General features: G+C 50.6%; 16 protein-coding genes. 14 read left to right on the top strand and 2 right to left on the bottom strand.

Annotated features, from left to right (window positions below; translation table 11 throughout):
* Positions 1–69: 69 nt before the first annotated feature.
* The 10 genes from T320_RS11800 to T320_RS11755 all read left to right on the top strand — a co-directional run bounded on the left by T320_RS11800 (position 70) and on the right by T320_RS11755 (position 15,749).
* A complete protein-coding gene (locus T320_RS11800; protein WP_051608760.1) occupies positions 70–504 on the top strand; it encodes a hypothetical protein in 435 nt (144 codons plus the stop codon).
* Between the two features lie 15 nt (positions 505–519).
* Positions 520–3,108, top strand: a complete 2,589-nt coding sequence (locus tag T320_RS11795) for a 3'-5' exonuclease (protein WP_037356083.1) — start codon at positions 520–522, stop codon at positions 3,106–3,108.
* 146 nt (positions 3,109–3,254) lie between these two features.
* Positions 3,255–4,604: an NADP-specific glutamate dehydrogenase gene (gene gdhA, locus T320_RS11790; RefSeq protein ID WP_037356082.1), complete on the top strand. Its 1,350-nt coding sequence runs from the start codon at positions 3,255–3,257 to the stop codon at positions 4,602–4,604.
* Between the two features lie 127 nt (positions 4,605–4,731).
* Positions 4,732–5,775, top strand: a complete 1,044-nt coding sequence (gene holA / locus T320_RS11785) for a DNA polymerase III subunit delta (protein ID WP_037356080.1) — start codon at positions 4,732–4,734, stop codon at positions 5,773–5,775.
* 20 nt (positions 5,776–5,795) lie between these two features.
* A complete protein-coding gene (locus tag T320_RS14430) occupies positions 5,796–7,898 on the top strand; it encodes an NAD-dependent epimerase/dehydratase family protein (RefSeq protein ID WP_051608759.1) in 2,103 nt (700 codons plus the stop codon).
* Positions 7,898–8,809 (top strand): hypothetical protein, encoded by a 912-nt coding sequence (locus tag T320_RS11775; RefSeq protein WP_037356078.1) that lies wholly within the window; start codon positions 7,898–7,900, stop codon positions 8,807–8,809. Before T320_RS14430 ends, T320_RS11775 begins: the two co-directional genes overlap by 1 nt.
* Positions 8,802–10,628 (top strand): DUF2194 domain-containing protein, encoded by a 1,827-nt coding sequence (locus T320_RS11770; RefSeq protein WP_037356075.1) that lies wholly within the window; start codon positions 8,802–8,804, stop codon positions 10,626–10,628. Before T320_RS11775 ends, T320_RS11770 begins: the two co-directional genes overlap by 8 nt.
* Positions 10,625–12,049, top strand: coding sequence for a GT4 family glycosyltransferase PelF (gene pelF / locus T320_RS11765; protein ID WP_037356072.1), 1,425 nt, complete (start codon positions 10,625–10,627; stop codon positions 12,047–12,049). Before T320_RS11770 ends, pelF begins: the two co-directional genes overlap by 4 nt.
* 6 nt (positions 12,050–12,055) lie before the next feature.
* Positions 12,056–13,549: an exopolysaccharide Pel transporter PelG gene (gene pelG / locus T320_RS11760; protein ID WP_051608756.1), complete on the top strand. Its 1,494-nt coding sequence runs from the start codon at positions 12,056–12,058 to the stop codon at positions 13,547–13,549.
* Positions 13,533–15,749, top strand: a complete 2,217-nt coding sequence (locus tag T320_RS11755; RefSeq protein WP_037356069.1) for a hypothetical protein — start codon at positions 13,533–13,535, stop codon at positions 15,747–15,749. Before pelG ends, T320_RS11755 begins: the two co-directional genes overlap by 17 nt.
* Before the next feature lie 57 nt (positions 15,750–15,806).
* On the opposite strand, the gene T320_RS14425 is transcribed toward T320_RS11755, so the two are convergent.
* Positions 15,807–16,808 (bottom strand): endo alpha-1,4 polygalactosaminidase, encoded by a 1,002-nt coding sequence (locus tag T320_RS14425; protein WP_051608754.1) that lies wholly within the window; start codon positions 16,806–16,808, stop codon positions 15,807–15,809.
* Between the two features lie 226 nt (positions 16,809–17,034).
* On the opposite strand from T320_RS14425, the gene thiT reads away from it, so the two are divergent.
* The 4 genes from thiT (at position 17,035) to T320_RS11730 (ending at position 21,715) form a co-directional block, all read left to right on the top strand.
* Positions 17,035–17,643, top strand: a complete 609-nt coding sequence (gene thiT, locus T320_RS11745; protein WP_037356066.1) for an energy-coupled thiamine transporter ThiT — start codon at positions 17,035–17,037, stop codon at positions 17,641–17,643.
* Positions 17,644–18,352: 709 nt separating this feature from the next.
* Positions 18,353–18,922, top strand: a complete 570-nt coding sequence (locus tag T320_RS11740) for a flavodoxin family protein (protein ID WP_037356063.1) — start codon at positions 18,353–18,355, stop codon at positions 18,920–18,922.
* 192 nt (positions 18,923–19,114) lie between these two features.
* Positions 19,115–21,079, top strand: a complete 1,965-nt coding sequence (gene htpG / locus T320_RS11735) for a molecular chaperone HtpG (protein ID WP_037356060.1) — start codon at positions 19,115–19,117, stop codon at positions 21,077–21,079.
* A gap of 144 nt (positions 21,080–21,223) precedes the next feature.
* The gene (locus T320_RS11730; protein ID WP_037356057.1) at positions 21,224–21,715 is read left to right on the top strand and encodes a hypothetical protein; all 492 of its coding nucleotides are present in this window, start codon (positions 21,224–21,226) and stop codon (positions 21,713–21,715) included.
* Positions 21,716–21,778: 63 nt separating this feature from the next.
* On the opposite strand, the gene T320_RS11725 is transcribed toward T320_RS11730, so the two are convergent.
* The gene (locus T320_RS11725; protein WP_037356055.1) at positions 21,779–22,834 is read right to left on the bottom strand and encodes an AI-2E family transporter; all 1,056 of its coding nucleotides are present in this window, start codon (positions 22,832–22,834) and stop codon (positions 21,779–21,781) included.
* Positions 22,835–22,851 lie beyond the last annotated feature (17 nt).

Genomic DNA, 22,851 nt, shown 5'->3' with positions numbered 1-22,851 from the left:
GTTTGCATGGGGTGCAGGGAAATATATACCTGCACCTTTTTGATATAGCAGAAGATGGAGTGATGAGTATTGAACAATATGGCGGATATGTTTGCAACTTATTTGGAGTTTAAACACATCGAAGGATTTTCACGGGAAGATTTGTTGGACCAGCGGCAAAGTGTTGTCTTTAGAACCAATGTAGTATTGAAGGGAATGGCTGTACCTGTTGGAGTAATTATTGATAACTCACCTTATGTGATGGTGCGGGCCAATATTGCGACTCAAGCGATAACAGATGAAAATGCTTTTGCAGTCAGTAACTTGTTGATGCGGCGCAATTATCAGAACCGATTGTTCAAGTATTATCTGACACCTGATGCCTCTGTGATTCTTGATGTGTGTATTCCCTATCAGAAGGGGCATTTTTCAGCAGAATTGGTGTACAATATTGTACAGCTAATGGTTAAGGAAATAATGGAGCAATACAAGGAATTCGTCAGTGTAATTTGGTTGACAGATTAAATGAGGCAGAAAATAATGGAGTTACAAGAACTAAATAAGGAACAAAAAGAAGCAGTAAATGAATTAGATCAAAACATACTTTTGCTGGCTCCCGCAGGGACGGGCAAAACCAATACCCTGGCCTGCCGCATTGCACATATTATCGCCGAAAACCGCGCGCTGCCGGAGGAAATTCTCTGCCTGACCTTTACCAACAAGGCCTGCCGCGAGATGCGGGAACGGGTGGAGGCCCGGGCCGGGGACAGTGGCAGCCGCGTGATGGTCAAGACCTTTCATGGTTTTTGCTATGAGGTGATTAAGACCGAGGCCAAGCGCCATTCGGATTTGTTTACGGATTTTACCATCTTTGATGAGACGGACTGCCAGGGGCTGTTGAAGGAAATTGTGGCCGAGGAGTGGCCGCTGCGGGCGGTGCAGAATCTGGTGAACCAGCTCAAGGAGAAAAAGGCAGAGTTTACCGTAAACAGTGGGGATTTGGTTAAGGATTACGAAGATACCTTGAAGCGCCTGCTAAAGGAAGATGGGCAAAGTGTCAAGGCCTTGGCCTTGGATGACAGCTATCAATTCCATCAGCGCCTGTTTGAAGGCTGGCAGCAGTGGGGAGCGCAGACGGCGGCCCTTTATGATGAACGGCTGCATGAGCTTCATGGTTTGGACTTTGCGGATTTGCTGGTGCAGGTGGATGAACTGTTCCGTCAGGATAGTGTGGCTTCCAAATGGGCTAGGCGTTTTGTCTACATCAACATTGACGAGGTGCAGGATACCAGTCTTTTGGAATACCGCATAATCTCGCAGATTTTTGGGGCCAGCCATCTGCTGTTGTGCGGGGATTACTTCCAGACTATCTACGAATGGCGGGGTTCCCATCCGGAGCTCGTGCTGCGCAAGTATCAGCAGGACTACAATCCCCGGCGCATTGTGCTGCACGAGAATTACCGGGCTACGCAGGTGCTGTTGAACGCCTCCTTTGACTGGCTGCGCAATTCCTTCCCCGAGCGAGTGAACCTGCTCTATCCGGATGGTTTGCAGGCGGTGAGTCCTGACCATGGGGAACCTATCGTGCTGAAGGGCGCCATGGATTTTGCCGAGGAGGCCCAGTGGATTTACTATGCCATCCAGCAGCTGCCGGTGACCGATTACAGCAGGGTCTGCATTTTGACCCGCAGCAACCGCTACAACAAGGATTTATCGGCGCAGTTCCGCTCTTTGGGGCGGCTGCTGCCGGAAAATGAGCGTCTGCCCTTTATGCTCATTGACGAGCAGAAGTTCTTCCGGCGGCAGGAGATAAAGGACGCGCTGGCGGTGCTGAAATTGGCGGTGAACAAGCATGATGTGTCGAGTCTGGTGCGGGTGCTGAACCGCTACGTCAAGGGGATTGGCCCTGCCACCATCAAGAAACTCTCCAGCGAGGAAATCCGCGGTGCGGGTATCCGCCTGACGGATTTTGTGGATGAAGATGCCCGCAGGAGCGGCGACCCTTATGCGGGGCTGCTTGCGGCACTGGAGGCTGAAAACGTGGTAGTTTTCGATGTGGAGTCCACGGGCGTTGACACCACGCGGGATGAAATCATCCAAATTGCCGGCATTCGGCTGGATAAAAACGGCGGCGTCAAGGAAGAGTTCGTACGGCTCATTAAGCCCCTCTCCAAAGTGGGCGATTCTGTGCATGTTCATGGCCTTTCCGATGAATTTCTGGCGGAAAATGGGGATGACCCGCGCAAGGTTTTGCAGGAGTTTTGTGCCTTTGCACACGGTGCTGTGCTTGTGGGGCATAATGTGACCTATGACTTGCGGATTCTGGGCAGCGAGCTTTCGCGGCTGGAGATGCCGCCGCTGGAATATCCTCAGTTCTATGATACTTTGGATATCTTCCGGCGGTTCTATCCGAATTTGCCCAATCACAAGCTGGAATTTTTGGGCAAGTATTGTCAGGTCAGCCATCCTTCCTCCCATGATGCGCTGGATGATATTTTGGCTACGGCGGAAATTTTGCTCTATGCGGTGGAGCGGGATTTGCGGCCCAAGGTGGATGCACGGCGGGAAATCATGGAAAAGTATCAGGAACTGTTTAGCGAGTGGGCGGAGAAACTGACCGTTATCCGCCGTGAGGCAAGGCGGCTTCGTCCCTGGCAGCTGCTAGGGCAGATTGTGCTCGACTGCGGCATGAAGGCTTATTACGAAGCCCATAAGGAGCCTCAGCGGGTAGAGCATCTGCGGGATTTATTCCGGCAGGCCAAGGAGCTCGATGATGAAGCCATCCGTCCCTTGGATGCCATTGAGCGGTTCCTGCGCTACACCACCTTATCCAATACGGAGCTGGATACGCTGACCCGCCGCCAGCAGATTCCCATTATCACCATTCATCAGGCCAAGGGCTCGGAGTTTGATTACGTGTTTTTGGCAGGGCTGCAGGAAGGAACCTTCCCGGGTTTTCAGGCGGAGAAAAGCGGGCGGCTGGCCGAGGAATTCCGCCTCTTCTATGTGGCGATGACCCGGGCCAAGAAGCGTCTTTTCCTGTCCTGGTCGCAGACTCTTTATGGCCGTTATCGCCATATGAGCGGACTCGTGAAGAATATCCCGCGGAAATATCTGCAAAATGGCTGATACAAATATTCTGCCTTGTATACAGTGTTTTGGATATTTTCTCTTTTATGACAAAATTATGTACATTTAGGCGGGTTTGTAGTATACTATTGTTTGTTGGTAAGATTGTATGAGTTTTATAGGCAAATGACAAAGGAGCGATTACTTTGGCAGACATGAAACAGTATGTACAAGACACATTAGACCTGATTGCAAAACGCGACCCGGACCAGCCGCAGTTCAAAAATACGGTATCGAAGGTTCTGGAAAGCGTTATTCCCGTGCTGGAAGCACATCCTGAATTCAAGAAACAGAAGATTCTGGAACGCATTATCGAGCCGGAACGCGTGATTACTTTCCGCGTGCCCTGGCAGGACGATAAGGGCGAAGTTCATGTAAACCGCGGTTTCCGTGTGCAGATGAGCAGCGCCATTGGCCCCTACAAAGGCGGTCTGCGCTTCCATCCCAGCGTAAATCTCGATATTTTGAAATTCCTGGCCTTTGAGCAGGTGTTCAAGAATGCTCTGTCCGGTCTGCCCATCGGCGGTGCCAAGGGCGGTTCGGATTTTGACCCCCATGGCAAATCCGACAATGAAGTCATGCATTTCTGCCAGAGCTTTATGACGGAGCTCTACCGCCATATCGGCCCGGATGTGGACGTTCCGGCTGGTGATATCGGCGTAGGCGGCCGTGAAGTAGGCTATCTCTATGGCCAGTACAAGCGCATTCGCGACAGCTATGATGCAGGCGTCCTGACGGGTAAGCGCGTGGACTATTGGGGCAGCCTTGCCCGTACCGAAGCTACCGGTTACGGCCTGCTCTATTTCGTCAAGAATATGCTTGACGCTAAAGATATCAGCCTCAAGGATAAGACGGTTGTAGTTTCCGGTTCCGGTAACGTGGCAACCTACGCCATCGAAAAAGCACAGGCTTTTGGTGCCAAGGTGGTTACCTGCTCCGACTCCAACGGCTATGTTTATGACCCCAATGGCATTGATCTTGCTGCCGTTAAGGAAATCAAGCAGGTTCGCCGCGGTCGTATCAAGGAATATGTGGAAACGCATCCGCAGGCTGAATACCATGAAGGCTGCAAGGGCGTTTGGACGGTCAAATGCGATGTGGCTCTGCCGTGTGCAACCCAGGGCGAAATCGACCTCGAAAGCGCGAAAGCCCTCGTGGCTAACGGCGTAATTGCTGTTGGTGAAGGTGCCAACATGCCGTCCACGCTGGATGCTATCGCTTACTTCCAGCAGAACAAGGTGCTCTTTGCACCGGGCAAGGCAGCAAATGCCGGCGGCGTATCCGTATCCGCACTCGAAATGGCCCAGAACTCCGAGAGACTTCAGTGGACTTTCGAAGAAGTGGATGGCAAGCTGCAGGATATCATGGCCAACATCTACAAGAATGCCAAGGCCAATGCTGAAAAATATGCTGACCCGGATGATTTGGTAGCCGGTGCCAACATCACCGCCTTTGTCAAGGTGGCGAATGTTATGCTGGCTCATGGGTTAGTCTGATAGTTATATGTGATTTTTCTCTGACCGGTCAATTCGTTGGCCGGTCATTTTTTAATCTTATTTTAATGGAAAAACTTCTCAGACTACGCTATAATACTAAGATAATCTTAATGTTGAGGTAGAAACGTTGAAATTTGGCGATTTTATGGCCAGCCTGCAGCGTGGGGAATTGAAACACGTTTATTTACTGGCAGGCGAGGAACATTATTATATTGAAAAGGCGCAGGAGCGAATTCTTTCACGATTGTTTGCCAACCCGCAGGAGCAGGGGGAGGCAATACAGAAAATATCGGGGGTTGTTGACTCTGATGATTTAGTGGGGCTTATCGAGACCGCGCCTTTTTTTGCCAGCAAGAATGTGCTGCTGCTGCAGGACACGAGCTTGTTCAAGGATAAGAACGAGGGGGAGGAGAAAAAAGCTGGCAAGGACAAAAAGCTGGAACGGCTGCTGGCCACTTTGGCGGATATGCCGGAGTTCAGCTATGTGATTTTTGTCCAGAATGGCAAGGCCGATAAGCGGCGGAAAATTTACAAGACCATAGAAAAAAATGGCATGGTGCTGGAGGCGGAAGCTATCCGGGCCTGGAACATCAATGACTGGCTGCAGGGCAAGCTCCAAACCATCAACAAGGATATGGATAAAGAGGCCATGGCCTATTTCAGCGGTGTCGTCAGCACCATGCAGACGATTTCCCTGGAATTTCTGGACAGGGAGTTTGACAAGCTGGCGCTGTTTACGCAGGACAGGCGCATCACCCGGGAACTTTTGGAAAAGGTCTTTGCGGGGCTGCCGGAGGTGTCGGTTTTTGCCCTGCTGGATGCCATCAGCGAGCGCAAGGCGAAAAAGGCTTTGCAGCTTTTGCGCCGGCAGTTAAATGATGGCACTTATTTTACGGTGATTCTGGCACTGCTTACCCGCCATGTGCGGCAGCTTTGGCAGGCGCAGGTACTGCAGCAACAGGGCATCCGGGGAAAAGCATTGGCCAAGCCTTTGGAGCTGAATCCCTTTATTGCCGAGAAGTTGGGGCGGGCGGCTATGCAGTTTCCCGCTGCCGTGCTCAAACGCAATATGTTAGAACTAATAGACGCAGATTATTTTTTGAAAACAGGACAAGCAGGAGACGAAGTTTTAGAGCACATAGTGATTGACTTATGCCGTGGGGAGGCATAGGAAAAGGAGCGAATGTTTTTATGGCTGAGGAGAAGGTTAATCAGCTAAAACGCAGAGTTATCCTGACAGGTGTAAAACCTTTCTGGGATGAGCAGATGGAACGGCTGTTCATCAAGGAAAATTGGGAATTTTTCCGGGGTACGGAGAGTCTGGAACAGACCCGGGAAATGTTGCGCATTTACAATATACCTGTGCTCATTTATGTGTGGCCGGCGGAACGGCAGGCAGCTGAGCGCATGAATGCCCTGCAGCGGCTGGCGGATGTCTTGGCACTGGCCTATGAGTATGCGGTGGAAGCGGTGTATTTTATTTCCACGGCAGCTGCTGTACGAGGTGAAACGTCTGAACGGGCGGCTGATGGCATGGCGCTGGTGGCGGAAAAGGCTGTTAAGGTCTGGTCGGAGTGGGCGGTTATTCCGTTGACCATTATCCGCCTGCCGGAGGTCTATGGTCCGGACAGCGGCCCGCAGGACGGACTGGTGGCGCGTACACTCTATGCCAGCTTGAAAAAGAAAGTCCTGCCGCGCATGGATGATGAAACAACACCCCGCGATTTTTTGTATTCGGCAGATGCAGTATACGGCATCTATCGGGCGGTGGCCCGTGGCTGCCAGGGGGAGGAACTGAACCTCGGCACGGGGGAAGGCCTGTCGGCAAGGGGCTTTGCGGACTGGGTCAGAAATGTAACGGAAATCCCGGATATTTATGATGATGCGGCCAGCTTCAAATCCTTTTCCTATGTGCAGCCGGTGTTGGAGAGTAAAAAGGCTCAGCATGAATTGGGCTGGCGGTTAAAGTATGACCGGAAGTCCGGCCTGGCCCAGACCTGGGACTATATTCAGGCCAAGGTGGAAGCTGACCAGTTGGAGGCACAGGCCCGGAAGCAGCGGATTAAATGGCGGGTTTGGGGCAGGGAAATCATTCCCTATGTAGAAAATGCCGTAGGAGCAATTCTGATGGCAGGTATTGCTTATTGGCAGCAGGGGACCACGGTAAATCCGCAGACGCAGCTGGATTTGAATTTTGTCTATATCGGTGCCATGGGACTGCTCTACGGCAAGAGACAGTCCTTTATCGCCATGGTGGCGGCGGCGTTTATCTTTATTATGGGCTCCCTGGCTCGTGGCGGGGAGCTTATTTCCCTTACCTATGTACCGGAAAATATCCTGCATCTGACGGCCTATCTCTTTACGGCGGCCCTGACCGGATACTTTGCCGATGCCCGGCGTTTTGAGCGAGAGGCTGTGGAGTGGCAGAAGCGCCAGAGCCAGGAGCGTCAGTCCTTTATGAAGGAGATCTATGAGGATAATCTGGCGGTAAAGGATAAGCTCTATCGGCAGATTGTCAATACCGATGACAGTATCGGTCGTTTGTATCGTATTATCAAGCAGCTCGACAGTGTGGAGCAGGAAAATATCTTCACGCAGGCAACGGCGGTAACCGCGCAAATCCTCAATGTGGACGATATTGCCATCTATGTGGTGGGAACAGACGGCCACTTTTTGCGGCAAAAGGTGCGCATGGGCAAGCTGGCCGGACGTCAGCCTCGTTCTTTGCGGGTGGAGGACTATTCCTATCTGCAGGTTCTGTTGCAGGAACAGACGATTTTTGTGAATAAGGATTTGCTCAAGGATACACCGGATTTGGCCGCGCCCATCGTATATCAGGATAAGGTCATTGCCGTTATTACCATTTTTGGTCTGGGCTTCGAGCAGTGGAGCCTTTACCAGCAGAATCTGTTATCCATTACCACGCGCCTGATTTCGGCGTCTATGGCCAGAGCTTACCGCTATGAGCAGGAGGTGCAGGAGAAGCGCTTCGTGGCAGGAACCCGTATCCTGCAGGCGGAAGAGTTCCGGAAAATCATTCAGGAACTGCAAAACCGGCGTACGCTGCAGGAGGATTTGACTGTGGCCGTGTTGAAGGTGGTTATGGGAGATTTGGATTACGAAGGCCTTGACAGACGCCTGGGGCATGTTATCCGCAACGAGGATTTTGTGGGGGTAGGCGGCGATGGTGTCTACATCCTGCTGCCGGATGCGGATAAGAAGATTACAGCCATGGTGCAGGAGCGCTTGCAGGGAGCTGGTGTGGCAACAACGGTTTGTGAGGCGGTGGGCTGATGGACTTTTATGCAATTTTATTGCTACATCTGGCTGTGACCTTGATTTATTTTCTCGGGAACTCATGGCGCAAGCCCCGCTTGCAGGTGGTGACGGAAACGGTAATCGCTTTGGCCATTCCCTTCTGTGGTGTGTTGCTGATGGTGAGCTATCGTCTTTGCTGCCTGCTGCTGGCGTTGAATGGAGGCCGCCAGCCTGAAGCAGAGCAGGAGGGAGAGGCGTTATTTCAGGGAACCCATCTGAATGCGGATATCATTCCTTTGAACGATGCCTTTCTGGTGGAAGATGTCCAGAAGAAGCGCCAGTTTTTTACCGGAGCCATCAAGCAGGCTGTGGTGGATAATGAAAGCATTTTGCAAATGGCCATGCATGACCGGGACAGGGAAATCGCCTATTATGCGGTGGCACTGTTGACGGCCCGCATGGAAAAACTGGAAAATGAACTGTTTTCCCGCGAAACCATGATTGTAAGTGGTGAAGGGCAGGAGAATTTGCCCCGGCTGGAGGAATATGTGCAGCTGCTGAAGAACTATCTGGCACAGGAGAAATTTATCGACCATGTAACCTATGCCAAGAAGCAGGGGGATTATATCGGTTTATTGGATTACCTGAAAAAAGCCTGCCCGGATAAGATGGAATATTATATTGAAGAAATAGACCATCTTTTGGCTACGAAAAATTATGTGGAGGCAGAGCTGGTTTGTGCGGAATTGAAGGAACGTTTTCCAGAGAATGAGGAAAGCTATATGATGTATATCCGGCTCTATCAGAGCTGGCGTAAGCCCCGACAATTACAGCAGAAAATCCGGGAACTGAAGGCCTGCCCGATAGAGTTGTCGCAGGAAGCCTTGCGGGCTATACGCTATTGGGACAAAGATGGACACAGACAGGAGGAGGCAATCCATGGATAAGCGTGGTATTGCAGGCGTTATTGTCCTGGTTATCCTGTTGGGCTGCTTCTTTCAGTTCAGCAGAATGGATGGCTTTTTGAAACTGGATTATTTCCGTAATTTGAATTTCGTGCCGAAAAATATCCTTCAGGGTACGCATACGCAAGGAGAGAAAGAGAAGTACCTTATCCTCTATGACCCGCGGGATGTGCCCAGCGTCTTTGCTAATCACCGACTGACCTGGCTCCTGGAGCAGCAGAAGAAAGAAGCGGTTTCCTGCTCCATCTACGAGGATACAGAGGTGGATGCCTCCTATCGCGGCGTATTATTGGCTGCCGGCAACTGGAATAAGACCGTCGTTCTGCCCAAACTGGCAGACTATGCATCCCAAGGTGGCACAGTGGCCTTTATGATGCATCCGGAAGTGGAGGCTGGCGTGGGCGTGCCGGATATCTGCCAGGAAATGGCAGGTTTTGCGGTGGCCGGTGGGCAAAAGAGTGTTCTGGGCATCCGCCTGCATACGGATTTTCTCTTTGCTGGCAAGGGCTTTTCCTTTGGCGAGGGGACGCAGTACCATACGGATACCCTGTCGGTAACCTTGCAGGATGATGATGTGGTGCATATAGCTGCCTTGGATGGCAGTCCCCTGTTATGGGAACATGCTTATGGTCAGGGAAAATGCCTGTTCTACAATGGCGCTGTGCGGGATGACAAGACCAATATTGGTGTGCTAACGGCAATGCTCGCTCATTGTGGCGAGGATAGCATTTATCCCGTAGTGGGCACCAAGTTGTTTTTTATCGACGATTTTCCTGCGCCTGTGCCGGAGGGCAACTTTGATAAGATATATGACGAACTGCATGTAGATACGGCCGATTTTTTTCGTCATATCTGGTGGCCCTTTATGCGGGAGTGTGCAGATAAGTATTCCTTGAAGTATACTGGGCTGATTATTGAGTCCTACGGGGACCAGGTAAAGGGGCCGTTTGTGCCGACGCAGGGCAGACAGGCCCGGGACAATTTAATCGTCTATGGCCGGGAACTTCTCGACATGGGGGGCGAATTGGGCTTGCATGGCTACAATCACCAGTCGCTGGCGCCTGCAGGATATAATCAGGACGAACTGGACTATGTGCCTTGGGAAAGCAAGGAAGATATGGTGGAGAGCCTGCAGGAATTGCGCCGTTATATCAAGAGCGCCTATCCGGACTACGATTTTCAGTCCTATGTGCCGCCTTCGGATATTTTAAGCCCTGAGGGCCACGAAGCAGTAAAGGAAGTATTTCCAGAGCTTAAAGTGTATTCGTCTCTCTTTGATGGCCTTTATTCGGAGCGGGGCTATTATCAGGACTTTGGGCGTAATGCGGATGGAACCTATGAGATTCCCCGCTTTACCTCCGGCTATGCGCCTGATAGGCAGAATATGTGGGAAAATATCAGCGTGATTAATTACATTGGCGTATTTTCTCATTTCGTTCATCCCGATGAACTATTCTATGAGGAAAGCAAGGATTTGACTTGGGCGATGATGGTGCAGGGCTTCCATAACTTCCTGGCGGAGATAAATGACCGCTTCGGCTGGTTGCGCCCTGTAACGGATTCTGAATGCGTGGCTTATTTTGCCGACTATTTGGACATGGATTACCGGGTGACGCGGGAACAGGATAAGCTGATACTGAACTGTTGGAATTATCATTATCCCTTGCGGTTTGTGCTGCGTTCTTCAAAAGAGATTGCAGAAGTTACCGGGGGCAGTGCGCGTAAAATCGGTGATGATGCCTATATGATTGAAACGGAAAAACCGGAAACCATTATTCAATGGAAGGAGAAAGCCAAATGAGAATCTGTCTGTTGACGGAAGGTTCCTATCCCTATGTGGTGGGGGGCGTGTCCTCCTGGTGCCAGATGCTCATTCAGGGGCTTCCCCAGCATGAATTCTTCATCTATTCCATCGGGGCTGAATCAAAGGATAGGGGGGCTTTCAAGTATAAGTTCCCACCCAACTTAAAGGGAATACAGGAAGAATTCCTCGATGAGATTTTAAACCAGCGTTCGCAGGATATGCTGGAGAATATCCTGACGGCAGAAGAGCGGGAGGCCATCTATGATTTGGTTATGGGTGGCAGGCCGCTCGATATCCATAAGCTGGCTTCGATTTTCCGTGAGCGCCGCCGCTTTGCCAGCTCACTGGATATATTTATGTCCAGTGATTTCTTTGACATCATTCAGCGGGTCTATATGGAAAAATACAGTTATTTGCCCTTTACGGATTTTTTCTGGACCATTCGCTCCATGCTGCTGCCTCTGCTCTATCTGTTGCAGCAGGATTTGCCGAAAGCAGATGTCTATCATAGTGTGGCTACAGGGTATTGCGGCGTGATTGGCGCCATGGCGGCCGAAATTTATCATAAACCTTTTATCATCACGGAGCATGGCATCTACTCCCGGGAGCGGGAAGTGGAAATCATCAAAAGCGATTGGGCGCAGGGGGATTTTAAGTCTGTCTGGATTCAGTATTTTTATAATTTGGCAAAGCTGTCGTATAAGACGGCGGACAGGGTGTATACCCTCTTTGAACACAATGCTGAAATTGAGCAGGATTTGGGCTGTGCCCCGCATAAGATTGGCATTGTGCCCAATGGTGTGCATATGGAGCGCTTCGCAGGAATCGGGGAGTTGCAGCCCCATGAGGGGCCGTTAACCATCGGTGCGGTGGTGCGGGTGGTGCCGATTAAGGATATTGTGACCTTGCTCCGGGCGTTTTTCCTGTTTCAGGAAGAATTTCCCGATGCCCGCCTGGTGATTATGGGGGGCTATGGGGAGGACAAGGAATATTACGACTTGTGCCAGCAGACGGTTTCCATGTTGGGCATAAACCATGTGGAGTTTGCGGGGTCCGTCAATGTGGCAGAGTATCTGCCTAAAATGGATTTCTTAATGTTGTCCAGCATCAGCGAGGGGCAGCCCCTAGCGATTTTGGAGGGCTTTGCGGCGCATCGGCCTTTTGTGGCTACGGATGTGGGCTGCTGTCGGGAACTTATCTATGGTGACAGTCAGGATGATTTGGGCACGGCAGGCGCTGTAGTGGCCCCGATGGATTTTGAGGCCATGGCCGGGGAAATGATTCGCCTAGGCAAGGATTTTAAGCTGCGGCGGCAAATGGGCAACATTGGTTATGAGCGCACCCGGCGCGGCTATACCTATGAGCTGTTCATCGAACGGTACCGGGAGATTTATCAGATGTATGTGCAGGAGGCATAAGGGAAAGTGGCAGGCGTAGGTTTTGAGTTAAAGAAATTGTTTACGGCCCGCACGGCGGCAGGCCATATAAAAGCATATTCCTATTCGGCCATCATCACGGCCGGCCCCTTTGCCCTGATGACCAGTATGGTCTTGGCCGTGCAGAGCCTCTTTGCCTATTATGGCATTGAGGGGGAAGCCAGCCAGGTCTTTGTGGCTTCGGTGGTATACGCCTTTGTGTTTTCCCAGATTCTATCGGCCGGCTTTATCATGGTTTTGACCCGTTATTTGGCCGATTCCCTGTCCTTGGGCCGCTTTGAAAATGTGACTGCGTCCCTCTTTGGCATGGGGGCCATCATCACGGCGCTGGGAGCTGTGGCTGCGGGGATTTTCTTCTGGGATAAGCCCTTGCCGCTTCTGACCAAGTGGCTGGGGTATCTCTTTTTTGCGGAACTATTGCTGGCCTGGACGGAAAGCGTTTATCTGTCGGCAGTGAAGCGATATTCCCGCCTGCTCGTCAGCTATTTGACCGGTGTGCTCGTGAGTGTTTTTCTGGTTTGGATTTTTTTGACCCAGACCAGCCTGCAGCCGGAACAGTCCGGGCTGCTCGCCATGGATATAGGGATGGGGCTTATCAATCTGCTCTTTTTGCTGCACATTACCAGTTACTTTGGTCTGAACAAAGGTGGGCAGAATTTTGCCTTTCTGCCGTATTTTGAACGTCATTGGCGGCTCTTTCTTACGGCTGTCTGCTATATGCTGGGGCTTTTTTTGCCCAATATCATCATCTGGCAGGGGGATTGGGGTGTAATGGTAGGTGGTACGTATCTTTACTCACCCATCTATGATGTGGTGACCTTTTACGCCTTCCTGTCCATTTTGCCGCTCATGACCATGTTTGTGGTGACGGTGGAGACGAATTTTTATGAGCGCTATGCGCATTACTTTGCTTATATTACCCAGAAGGGCAACTTTCGGGAGATTGATGATGCCCGCAAGGATTTGCTGCATACACTCTGGTTTGAGCTGCGGCATATTACGGAGTTCCAACTGGTGTTCACGCTGGTGGCGCTGGCAGTGGGGAACTATCTTCTGAGCTGGTCGGGCATTACCTACAATCAGGTGAATATGTATAATGTACTGCTCTTTGGGGCCTTCTTTACCGGATTGCTGCAGCTGGTGTATATTCTGTTGGTTTACTTCGATTATCAAAAAAGCGTTCTGAGTTTATCGACGGTGTTTTTCCTGTCCAATCTGTTGCTGGGGCTTTGGGGACTCTACTATGGTGGCAGCTACAGTTACGGGTTCACTTTCTTTTTGGCGGCGGCGCTGTCGTTTATCTGGGCCTTTGTCAAGCTGAATCATTTTGCGCAGCGGATTAATTATCTGGTGTTCTGTTCCCAGCCGGTGTTTTACCGTTCCACCAGCGGGATTCTGACGAGGTTCACTCTGTGGCTTTACGGGGATAAGTATGTAAATCTGGAAACGGCAAGGAGCGATAACCATGAGAACAAGCCGTAGGGCAAGACAGCGGCTGGCAGAAGCAGCTCAGCTGGAAGAGGAGGGCCGGAAGCGCTGGGGCGCAGTGGCCTTTCGCATGAGCCGTAAGCGCCGTAAAAGGTTGGCTAAGGCACAAGTGGGGGAAGAACCCCGCCTCAAAAGATTTGTTCTGCAGCAAATGCGCATGACTCGCAGCCGTAAGCGGAAGATGCGGGAGGAGGCGGCCCTGCGGCAAACCGCGAAAGCGGCTTCCATCAGTGCTTTGGCTTTATTGCCGCCTATGGCCGGGGAAGCGGCAGGTATCAGCAATGCCATGAATGATATTCCGGCGGCTTTTGAATCCCTGCGCAATGACAGGGACAGAATAAGGGATTTCAAGGAGGCGCAGCAGAATGCTGCAGAAGCGGCCCAGGCCTTGCTCGAGGCTAAAGCTGATTTGCAGCAGGCAAAAGCAGATAAGGAAAATGCGGCCAGCGCCCTTCTGGAAGCACAGCAGAATTTGGAGAAGGCCAGCCTGAATCTGCAGCGTATTGCTCAGGAACTGGCGAATGCCCAGCTGGAAAGTGCTCAGCGCACTCGGGAGGCCATTGCCGCCCAACAGGCGGTGGCAGATTTTGCCCCGCAGGTATGGGCACAGGAGGGGGCCGTGGCAGACGTGCAGGCACGCCGCAACAGCACGCAGGCAGCCTATGAAAGACTCGGCAGGGAGCTGGGACATCTGCGGACGGAAAACGATGGATTAGAAGAACGTATCCGTCAGGCTTGGGAAAGTGTGGGATATGCACAAAACCGGCTGAACGATGTTATGGCCATGGTGAATGGGGCACAGGCAGCTGCGCCGGAGCGGCAGGCTGAGGAAGCCCAATGGGAGGCCTATGAAAAGCAGCTGGAATCCCTGGATGCTGAGGTGGATGATGCCGAGGCCTTGCTGGATGCACTGAACAGCCAGCTCGATGACCTGCAGGATGCCCGTATGGCTGCGGAAGATGCCGAACAGGATGCCCGGGAATTGGTGCAGGATTTAACGGCAGAACAGGCCGAAGCAGAAATAGATGTGAAGGAAAGCGCCAATGATGTAACGGAGGCTGAAAACTGGCATGAGGAAGCCATAAGCGGTGTTGCAACTGCGGAAAATAATTTAACAGAAACCCAAAACTGGAAGACAAAAGCCGATTATGATTTAGCACACTTTGGGGAAGGCAAGGGGCTTAGCACCGGCTTTGAATATTACACCTGGCATGGGGCCGGTTTGCCCAGAGGATACCAGCTGTATCAGCCTGTTGAATTTTATGCGACGGAGAAAAAATGGGATGTTTCCCTGTCTACTGGCTGGCTGGTTTCCGATACCGGCCTTCCGCATGGCCGCGTCAGTGGCTGGACGGATACGCAGCTGGGCCTAACCTATAAAAATGACCATAAAATCAATGATGTTCATTATAAGCTGACCGTCAACGCGCCGACAGGAGAGCAAAATGCGCATCAAAATGCCATGATGGCGGATAATTTGGCGGCCTTCAGCTCCTTCAGTGAAGGCTGGCAGTTTACGCCGGAAATCGAGGCAACCCACAGGCTTACGGAAAGAGACAGCCTGATAGGCAGGTTGAGCTACACGATTAGACGGGATTACAGCTATCGGATAGAATATGAAGATACAGATGCAGGAATTTATGACCCGGATGTTGCCATGGAAATATCTCCCCGCAATAAGTTCCAGCAGGAAATCGAATATCGTCATATCGGCGAGCAGCAGCAGTTTTCGGCGAAACTTATCCATGTGAATGCCGTCAGCGCTTACTATCGCAACCGATATAGCAGCGGGCGCTTTGAAGATGGCGAGGATTGGACTTTGCAGCTTTACGGCAGTCAGGATATCGACGAGCGCAATTCCTGGCAGTATTACCTATGGGGAAATTATCAGGCGGGTGATGTCGAGGACATCTATCGCTATTATGGCGGTTGGGGCTTAACACATCAGTTTGATAAAAAGCAGCGGGGCTATGTACTCCTTAACGGTGGCGGAAGCTACGGACAAAGCTACAATTGGCGCACGAATACCTGGCGGGGCAATCGTCATTTGTATGCGCTGACGCTTGGCTATGCGTATCGCATCGATGATACCTCGGAACTGCGGGCCAAAGTGGAACGCTATTATATCCAGGGCAGTGAGACAGATTCATACCAGGGCTGGAAGATGAGTCTGATGTGGAATCAATCCTTTTAAGTGCCTATATAAAATAATCCCCTTGGCGGTATATCAGAACCGCCAAGGGGATTATTTTTATTCGTTTCCATTTTGGAAATACTGGTAGACATCAATGACATCGAGAAAAGCGCCGTCAAAACCGGCGGCCAGGATTTCATCCAGATAGGCATTAGGATTGCCATAGAGCAGGTGTTTCCACTCCGGCATCCAGAATTTTACGCGGTAGTTATCCTGCCAGTCATCGTTGGGGGCGTCCAGCCAATGGGGGCGCTTCTTTTTCCATTCCGGCTGCCAATAGTGACGATAGGTTTCCGCCTCGCCGACGCTCATATAGGCCAGCACCAGGCGGCGCCCGCCATGGGCTTTGTGCTTCAGTTTTTCCACCTCACCAGCAGTCAGCAATGTATCGCCGGCGTAGAGGTCGATAATCAGCATATCGTAGTCGGTAGCTTGCAGCTGGGAAAGGTATTCTTCGCGGGAAGAAAATTTACCGGGATTGAGGAGAATCAAATAATTTTTGACATCCTGCAGCCGGGTAACATCTGCCGTATTTATATTGGCAGATGGGTACGGGGGCAGTTGGTCTAAATCGCGATAGGGGGTGGCCAGCGGAATGTAGCCCTTGGTTAGGCATTGCTGCGTAGCATCTGCCGCCTGACGAGCGTCTTTTACATAGTCCAGCACGAATATGGGCAGGCCGCCTGCTTTGGCGGCATCCAAGGTTTGCAGGAAAAATTCTTTTTCCTCGGGAGGCGTCTTCTCGCCATCTTTCATGTCAAAGCCATAATGGACGGATTCCGCCAGTTGTCCATCCACAACCTGCAGCATCTTGCCGACATTGGCAGGCGTATTGCCATCGATGGGCAGATATAAGGAGGAGCCGCCATTGGCCAGCAGCTGGAACCGGGGATTTTGTCTGTGCGCGTAGTCGTGGAGTTCCCCTAGAAGCCCTACCATGGCGGTGTCATAGCGGGCGGGAGCAGAGGCTTCGCTGCCCGACAGGGTTGCTGTACTGGCAGCCAGGATTCCGAGCCCTAAAAATAAACGCTGCCACCAGGTCTTGTCATTGTTCATCATGATTGCCTTTCCTTGATGATATTTTAGTGATGAGCAATTATAGCATGTTTGCCCGTCAGGAGCAAGATGTCTTTGGACAAAGGTTTTGTTGAGATTGCGGTAGAAAAATAGCGGTGAGTGGTTTATAATCATAAATGTATGTATTATGCTGATATTGACGGGGCGGCTTGTCCTGGATGGGGCGCAGTTGTTCCTTGTATATGATTGGGGAAGGTAGGGAAACGTTTTGTTGGAAATTGTTGCACAGCCAGTGGTGCTTCTAGCACTGCTGGGCGTATTGATATTGGCCATTGGCCTTATGCGTGTCCGTCATGAGTCCTTTGACACGCACACGATGGTTACTTCGGCGTTGCTGCTGGCGCTGGCGGTGGTTCTGCACCAGCTGCATATCTTTCATCTCCCGCAGGGGGGAAGTGTGACGGCGGGCGCAATGCTGCCGTTGATTCTGATTGCCTATCGCTTTGGTGTGGGCACTGGGGTGTTGGCAGGTTTTGTCTATGGCATGATTAACATCATACAGGACCCCTTTATCCTTCATCCGGTGCAGGTGCTTTTCGATTATCCGCTGCCCTTTATGGCCATGGGGCTGGCAGGTCTCTGCCGCAATCATCTGTATGGGGGAACGGCACTGGCCTTCGGCGGGCGGTTCCTGTGCCATTTCATTTCCGGCGTGGTGTTCTTCGGCAGTTATGCGCCCGAAGGCATGAGTCCCGTGTTGTACTCCCTGACCTTTAACGGCTCTTTCCTGCTGACGGAATTTGCCATCTGTTGTCTGATTCTGAAAGTATTGCCCCTCAAGCGGTTGGTGGAAAAAATGATGCCGGTTCATTCGTAAGAAACAAATAGGGAAATCCCTTCGTATATTTCCAGTTTGACAGTTCGTGCTTATGGTATCTCGTTCATGCGTAGTCAGGGACGAACGGGGAGTAATTTTTCTGTTTTCCGCTAAACGACCCCCTCGTTAAATAGCGATGTCCAGTTACCTGCGCCGGGCAGGCCAACGGCGCTGCTTTCAGCGTATTTGCTTAGCCTCGTTCTACATGTGGCCGGCCTTCACTGCGTTCAGGCAGTCGCTCCTAACAGAAAAATCACTCCCCGTTCGTCCCAAGATGCGGATTAGCCTATTGCCACGAACTCGTTGCTCTCGTAACAAGAACATCGATGTGATTGTGGCTTTCAGCCGAAACGTGGCAAATATATATAACCATAACTTTGGGTGGAGGTGGGGATGCTTTTGCGCAAACGAGCGACTGCCCGAACGCAGTGAGGGATGGCCCGCAAACATTCGTTACTGGATGCTGAGCTGAGCATACGCGCCGCCGGCCTGCCCGGCGCTAGTAAATAGAAAGCGCTTTTTATGCTGGCGGGGCATTTTAGCGAGCGGCGCAAAAGTATTCCCACCTCCGCCCTATTGAGCTGTAACAGATTAATTTAAGCTCGCACTAACAAATGCAATTTCACGACTTATTCTTGTAACAATGATTACAGCTGAGTCCGTAGAATTCTGCTACAATAAACGGGAATAAATTTTTGGAGGCGGTATTTTGAGTAAATGGGCAGTAATTTATTCCTCGGTGACAGGCAATACGAAAATGGTGGCGGAGGCTATTGCCGGGGCGGCAGAGGAAGCGGATATCTTTCGGGTGCAGGAGGCTCCTGTTGACTTGTCAGCCTATGACATTGTGGCTATTGGTTACTGGCTGCGGCTGGGCCAGCCGGACCCTTTGACGTTGAAGTATCTGGCCAAGGTTCAGGACAGCAAGGTGGTCTTCTTCCAGACCCACGGCGCAGAGCCTACCAGTGAACACGCCATTACCTCTTTTGCCCGGGCAGGTTATAAACTCGGGGCGGGCTGTGAGATTCTCGGCACCTTTGGCTGTCAGGGAAAAATCAATCCAGCCTTGCTGGAAAAGCGCAAACATGCCGGGAAAGATGATCCCCATGGTGGTGCTGAAAGTCAGAAACGCTGGCAGCAGGCCGCCAGCCATCCCGATGAACAGGATTTGGCAGACGCTCGGGATTTGGTAACTCGCATGGAGCGCAAACTGGAATTGAAGAAAAAGTTCCTAGCCAAGCAGGCGGCCAAATTGGCGGCCCTGCAAAAAGAAGAATAAATGACGCCAGGAGGCGGCTGACTTGTCAAAATTGACAAGTCAAAGCTGCTCCCTGGCTTTTTTTGTGCGAAATGACAAATTTGACTTTTTGCCGTTTTTAGCGTATACTAAGCCATGTACGTTAGCACTCCAAGTGAAAGAGTGCTAAATCTTAGGTAACGTAATATTTTACATAAAGAGAGGCGTAAACACATGGCTAAAGAAACCCATGAATTTCAAGCGGAAACAAAACAACTGTTAGACCTCATGATTCATTCTATTTATACGAACCATGAGATTTTCCTGCGGGAGCTTATCTCCAACGCATCCGATGCGATTGACAAGGTGCATTTTGCCAGCCTGACGAATCGCGATATCCTCGAAGGAGATGACAGCTACGAAATCTTCCTCGAACCGGACAAGGAAAATCATACCCTGACCATTCGCGATAATGGTATCGGCATGAGCCGTCAGGAAGTTATCGAAAACATTGGCACCATCGCTAAATCCGGCACCAAGGCATTCATGGAACAGCTCAAGAAGGCCAAGGAAGCTAGCGAGGGCGCTGAGGGCAATACCGACAAGGAACTTATCGGTCAGTTCGGTGTAGGTTTCTACTCTGCCTTCATGGTAGCCGAAAAGGTGGTTATCGAAACCCGCAAGGCAGGCGAAACGGAAGGTACGCGTTGGGAATCCACGGGTGACGGTTCCTACAGCATTGAAGAATGCGACCGTGACAAGCGCGGCACGAGCATCACGATTACTCTGGGCAAGGAATTCTTCGGTGATGATGCCGAAAATGACTTCACGGAAAACTACACGCTCGAACGTTTGGTCAAGAAGTACAGCGACTATGTGCGCTACCCCATCAAGATGAACTTCGAGCATGAAGAAACGCCGAAAGATGATGAGGGCAAGGAAATCGAAGGCGCTGAGAAGGTTAAGACCATCGAATGCCGCACGCTGAACTCCATGCAGCCGCTTTGGACGAAGAACAAGTCCGACATCAAAGAGGAAGAATACGACGAGTTCTTCAAAAATCAGTTCCATGAATGGGAAAAGCCCATGGAAGTATTCCATACCAAGGCTGAAGGTTCTGTGGAATACACGGCGCTGCTCGCCATTCCTTCCTGCGCACCGTTCAATCTCTATCATACGGATTATGAACCGGGGCTGCAGCTCTATTCCCGTCATGTGTTCATCATGGACAAGTGCAAGGACCTGCTGCCGGATTACCTGCGCTTTATGAAGGGCCTGGTGGATTCTCCTGACCTTTCCTTGAATATCTCCCGTGAACTTCTGCAGCAGAGCCGTGAACTCAAGGTTATCGGCAAGGCGCTCGAAAAGAACATTCTCAAGTCTCTGGCCCGCAAGCTTAAGAACAAGCGTGAGGATTATGAAAAGTTCTGGAATGAATTCGGCAAATCCCTCAAGATTGGCGTTTACAACAGCATGTATGCTGGCAGCGACACCATCGACAAACTCAAAGACCTGCTGCTGTTCATGAGTTCTAAAGAAGGCAAGCTGGTTACGCTGAAAGAATATGTAGAACGCATGCCGGAAAGCCAGAAGAAAATTTACTATGCTACGGCCAAGGATAAGGAAACCATTGAGCACCTGCCGCAGATGGAAACCCTGCGCGATAAGGGCCTCGAAGTGCTTTATCTCTTGGACCCGGTGGATGAATTCTGCATTGAAACCCTGCGTGAATACGAGGGCAAGAGCTTCCATTCCATCAGCCGTGGCGACCTCGACCTCGACGATGCCGAAAGCCAGGAAGTCAAGAAGGAAACGGAAGACATTCAGAAGAAGAATGATGACCTGCTCAAAGACATCAAGGAAGCTTTGGGCGAAAAGGTAGCTGACGTTAAAGTTTCGGCCCGTCTGAAATCCAGCGCCGTCTGCCTCGTAGCTGACGAAGCAGGTCCGTCCCTGTCCATGGAACAGACCTTCGCTGAAATGAACAATCCGATGTTCAAGGCTAAGCGCATCCTCGAAATCAACCCGCACCATGAACTCTTCACGCGCCTGCAGAGCCTCCATGATGGCGGTAAGGAAAGCGCTGACTTTAAGGATTACTGCGACCTGCTTTACACTCAGGCACTCCTTATCGAAGGCATCCTGCCGGAAAATCCGGTGGACTTCGCCAATAAGGTAGCTAAGCTCATGGCAAAATAAGTTCATATAAAAAGGACCGAAGTCCTATTGAAAAAGATACTTTCATCTCGTATCCTAGGTACAGGTGAAAGTATCTTTTTATTAAATTAAATGCTACCAAAGATATTAGAGCGAACAGGGCAATAATCAGAAAGAGGAAACAAAGTGTGGATTAATAAAAAAATGGCCGATTACATAAAAGAAAAGATATATATTGATGAGCTGAATGTGGCCAAGATGATAAAAAAATCCTTTTGGAATTTGAAAATTAAAAGCGATTCCGGATGCATATTGTTGCATGAAATAGAAACGAAAAATCTTGATTGGGAATATATAATCCAGGAATATGAAAACAAAACTGGTTTTGAATTATATGAAAATGAAATATATGTGGAGACGTATATAAAGACTAAAAATTTTGGGAAAAAAGTGTATGTCGCCAGACGTATGGCCGATTGTCTTAGAATGAGATTGCGTAAGGAGTATCCTCTGGAAAAAATATGTATTATTTTAAGTGTGTCATTAGATGAGTATTGTGATGCTAAAATTTATTTTTGTAAAGTTAGGCCGGAGGAGTTTGAGCGGTATTATTATTCAAGTCAAGAAAAGATAGATGAATTTGAAAATGAAATGATAGAAGTCTTATTTACAAAATGAATAGTGCAGGGGGCGGATGGAAAGAAAAAAGTTGACATGTCAAAATCTGACATGTCAACTTTTTTATTTGTGCGGTTCATTTTTCTTGGCCAGCCAGCGGGATGCCTGTTCTTTTTCGTGGGTCAATACCCGGTCTTTATAGATATCCTCGATTACCAGCTTGCAGATGACGATAAAGGGCACGGCCAAAAACATGCCGGCGGCACCAAGAAGCTCGCCACCCAGCACAATGCCAAGGATGATGGCAATGGGATGGAGATTTAAGGATTTGCCGATAAGCGTTGGATAGACGAAGTTGTGATTGACCTGCGTGAGCAGGAGGTAAAAGCCTGCTGTTTGCAAAGCCACCATGGGATTGACGGTGGCCGTTAACAAGGTACCGAAGGCGGACGCCACCGTGGGCCCCAGCACCGGGATGAACTCGCAGATGCCGGATACGACGGCGAAGACCGAAGCATAGGGCAGGTGGCGAATCGTGAAGTAGAGAAAGACAATCACGGCGGTGATGCAGCAGATGACCAGCTGGCTGCAGATGTAAGTCCGCAGGGCGCTTAAGATTTTGTCAAAAAGGTGCATGACCCGTTCATAGTCTCGGGCAGGGAAGAGGCTCGCGAGATATTTTTGGATTTGCTCGCCGTCCTTTAACAGGTAGAAGGTCACAAACAGGATAATCACCAAATCAATGGCCTTGCTGAAGAAGGACAGCAGCAGGGTCAGCGAAGATTTGAGCACTTCGGTGCTGGCATTTTTCATTTCCGACCAGATGTCCGAGAGCTGCCCCTGTAGAAAGTCAGATTCCCGCAGCCAGGGAATGTTTTGTATCTGTTCCGTAAGCTGCGGAAAATCTGTGACGAAACGGCTGAATGTCGGAATGAAACTCTTGGACACCAATCCGATAAGCAGCAGGGCAAGGCTTAGAAAGCCCAACAGTACCAAGCCTGCCGCCAGCGCCCGTGGAATTTTGCAGGCCAGCTTGTTTGTCAGCGGCAGAAGCAGCAGCTGCAGGAGCAAGGAAATAAATATGATAAAAGCCAGCTGCGGCATATACCAGAAGGTGGACAGCAGTACCGTAAAGGTGACGGCCAGCAGGATAGAGGTGCGGTATTTTTTGAAGGCCATGGAGACTTCTCTCCTTA

Source organism: Selenomonas sp. FC4001 (genome assembly GCF_000701565.1).
In the GTDB taxonomy this organism is placed as follows: Bacteria; Bacillota; Negativicutes; order Selenomonadales; family Selenomonadaceae; genus Selenomonas_A; species Selenomonas_A ruminantium_B.
Note: the sequence above shows the minus strand (reverse complement) of the source record. Positions and strands in the feature narration are given on the sequence as shown.

Excerpts from the sequence above, each read along its gene's own strand:
- T320_RS11795 (WP_037356083.1), top strand. The coding sequence starts at position 520 with ATGGAGTTACAAGAACTAAATAAGGAACAAAAAGAAGCAGTAAATGAA.
- T320_RS14430 (WP_051608759.1), top strand. The coding sequence starts at position 5,796 with ATGGCTGAGGAGAAGGTTAATCAGCTAAAACGCAGAGTTATCCTGACA.
- T320_RS11775 (WP_037356078.1), top strand. The coding sequence starts at position 7,898 with ATGGACTTTTATGCAATTTTATTGCTACATCTGGCTGTGACCTTGATT.
- T320_RS11770 (WP_037356075.1), top strand. The coding sequence starts at position 8,802 with ATGGATAAGCGTGGTATTGCAGGCGTTATTGTCCTGGTTATCCTGTTG.
- pelF (WP_037356072.1), top strand. The coding sequence starts at position 10,625 with ATGAGAATCTGTCTGTTGACGGAAGGTTCCTATCCCTATGTGGTGGGG.
- T320_RS11755 (WP_037356069.1), top strand. The coding sequence starts at position 13,533 with ATGAGAACAAGCCGTAGGGCAAGACAGCGGCTGGCAGAAGCAGCTCAG.
- T320_RS14425 (WP_051608754.1), bottom strand. The coding sequence starts at position 16,808 with ATGATGAACAATGACAAGACCTGGTGGCAGCGTTTATTTTTAGGGCTC.
- htpG (WP_037356060.1), top strand. The coding sequence starts at position 19,115 with ATGGCTAAAGAAACCCATGAATTTCAAGCGGAAACAAAACAACTGTTA.
- T320_RS11725 (WP_037356055.1), bottom strand. The coding sequence starts at position 22,834 with ATGGCCTTCAAAAAATACCGCACCTCTATCCTGCTGGCCGTCACCTTT.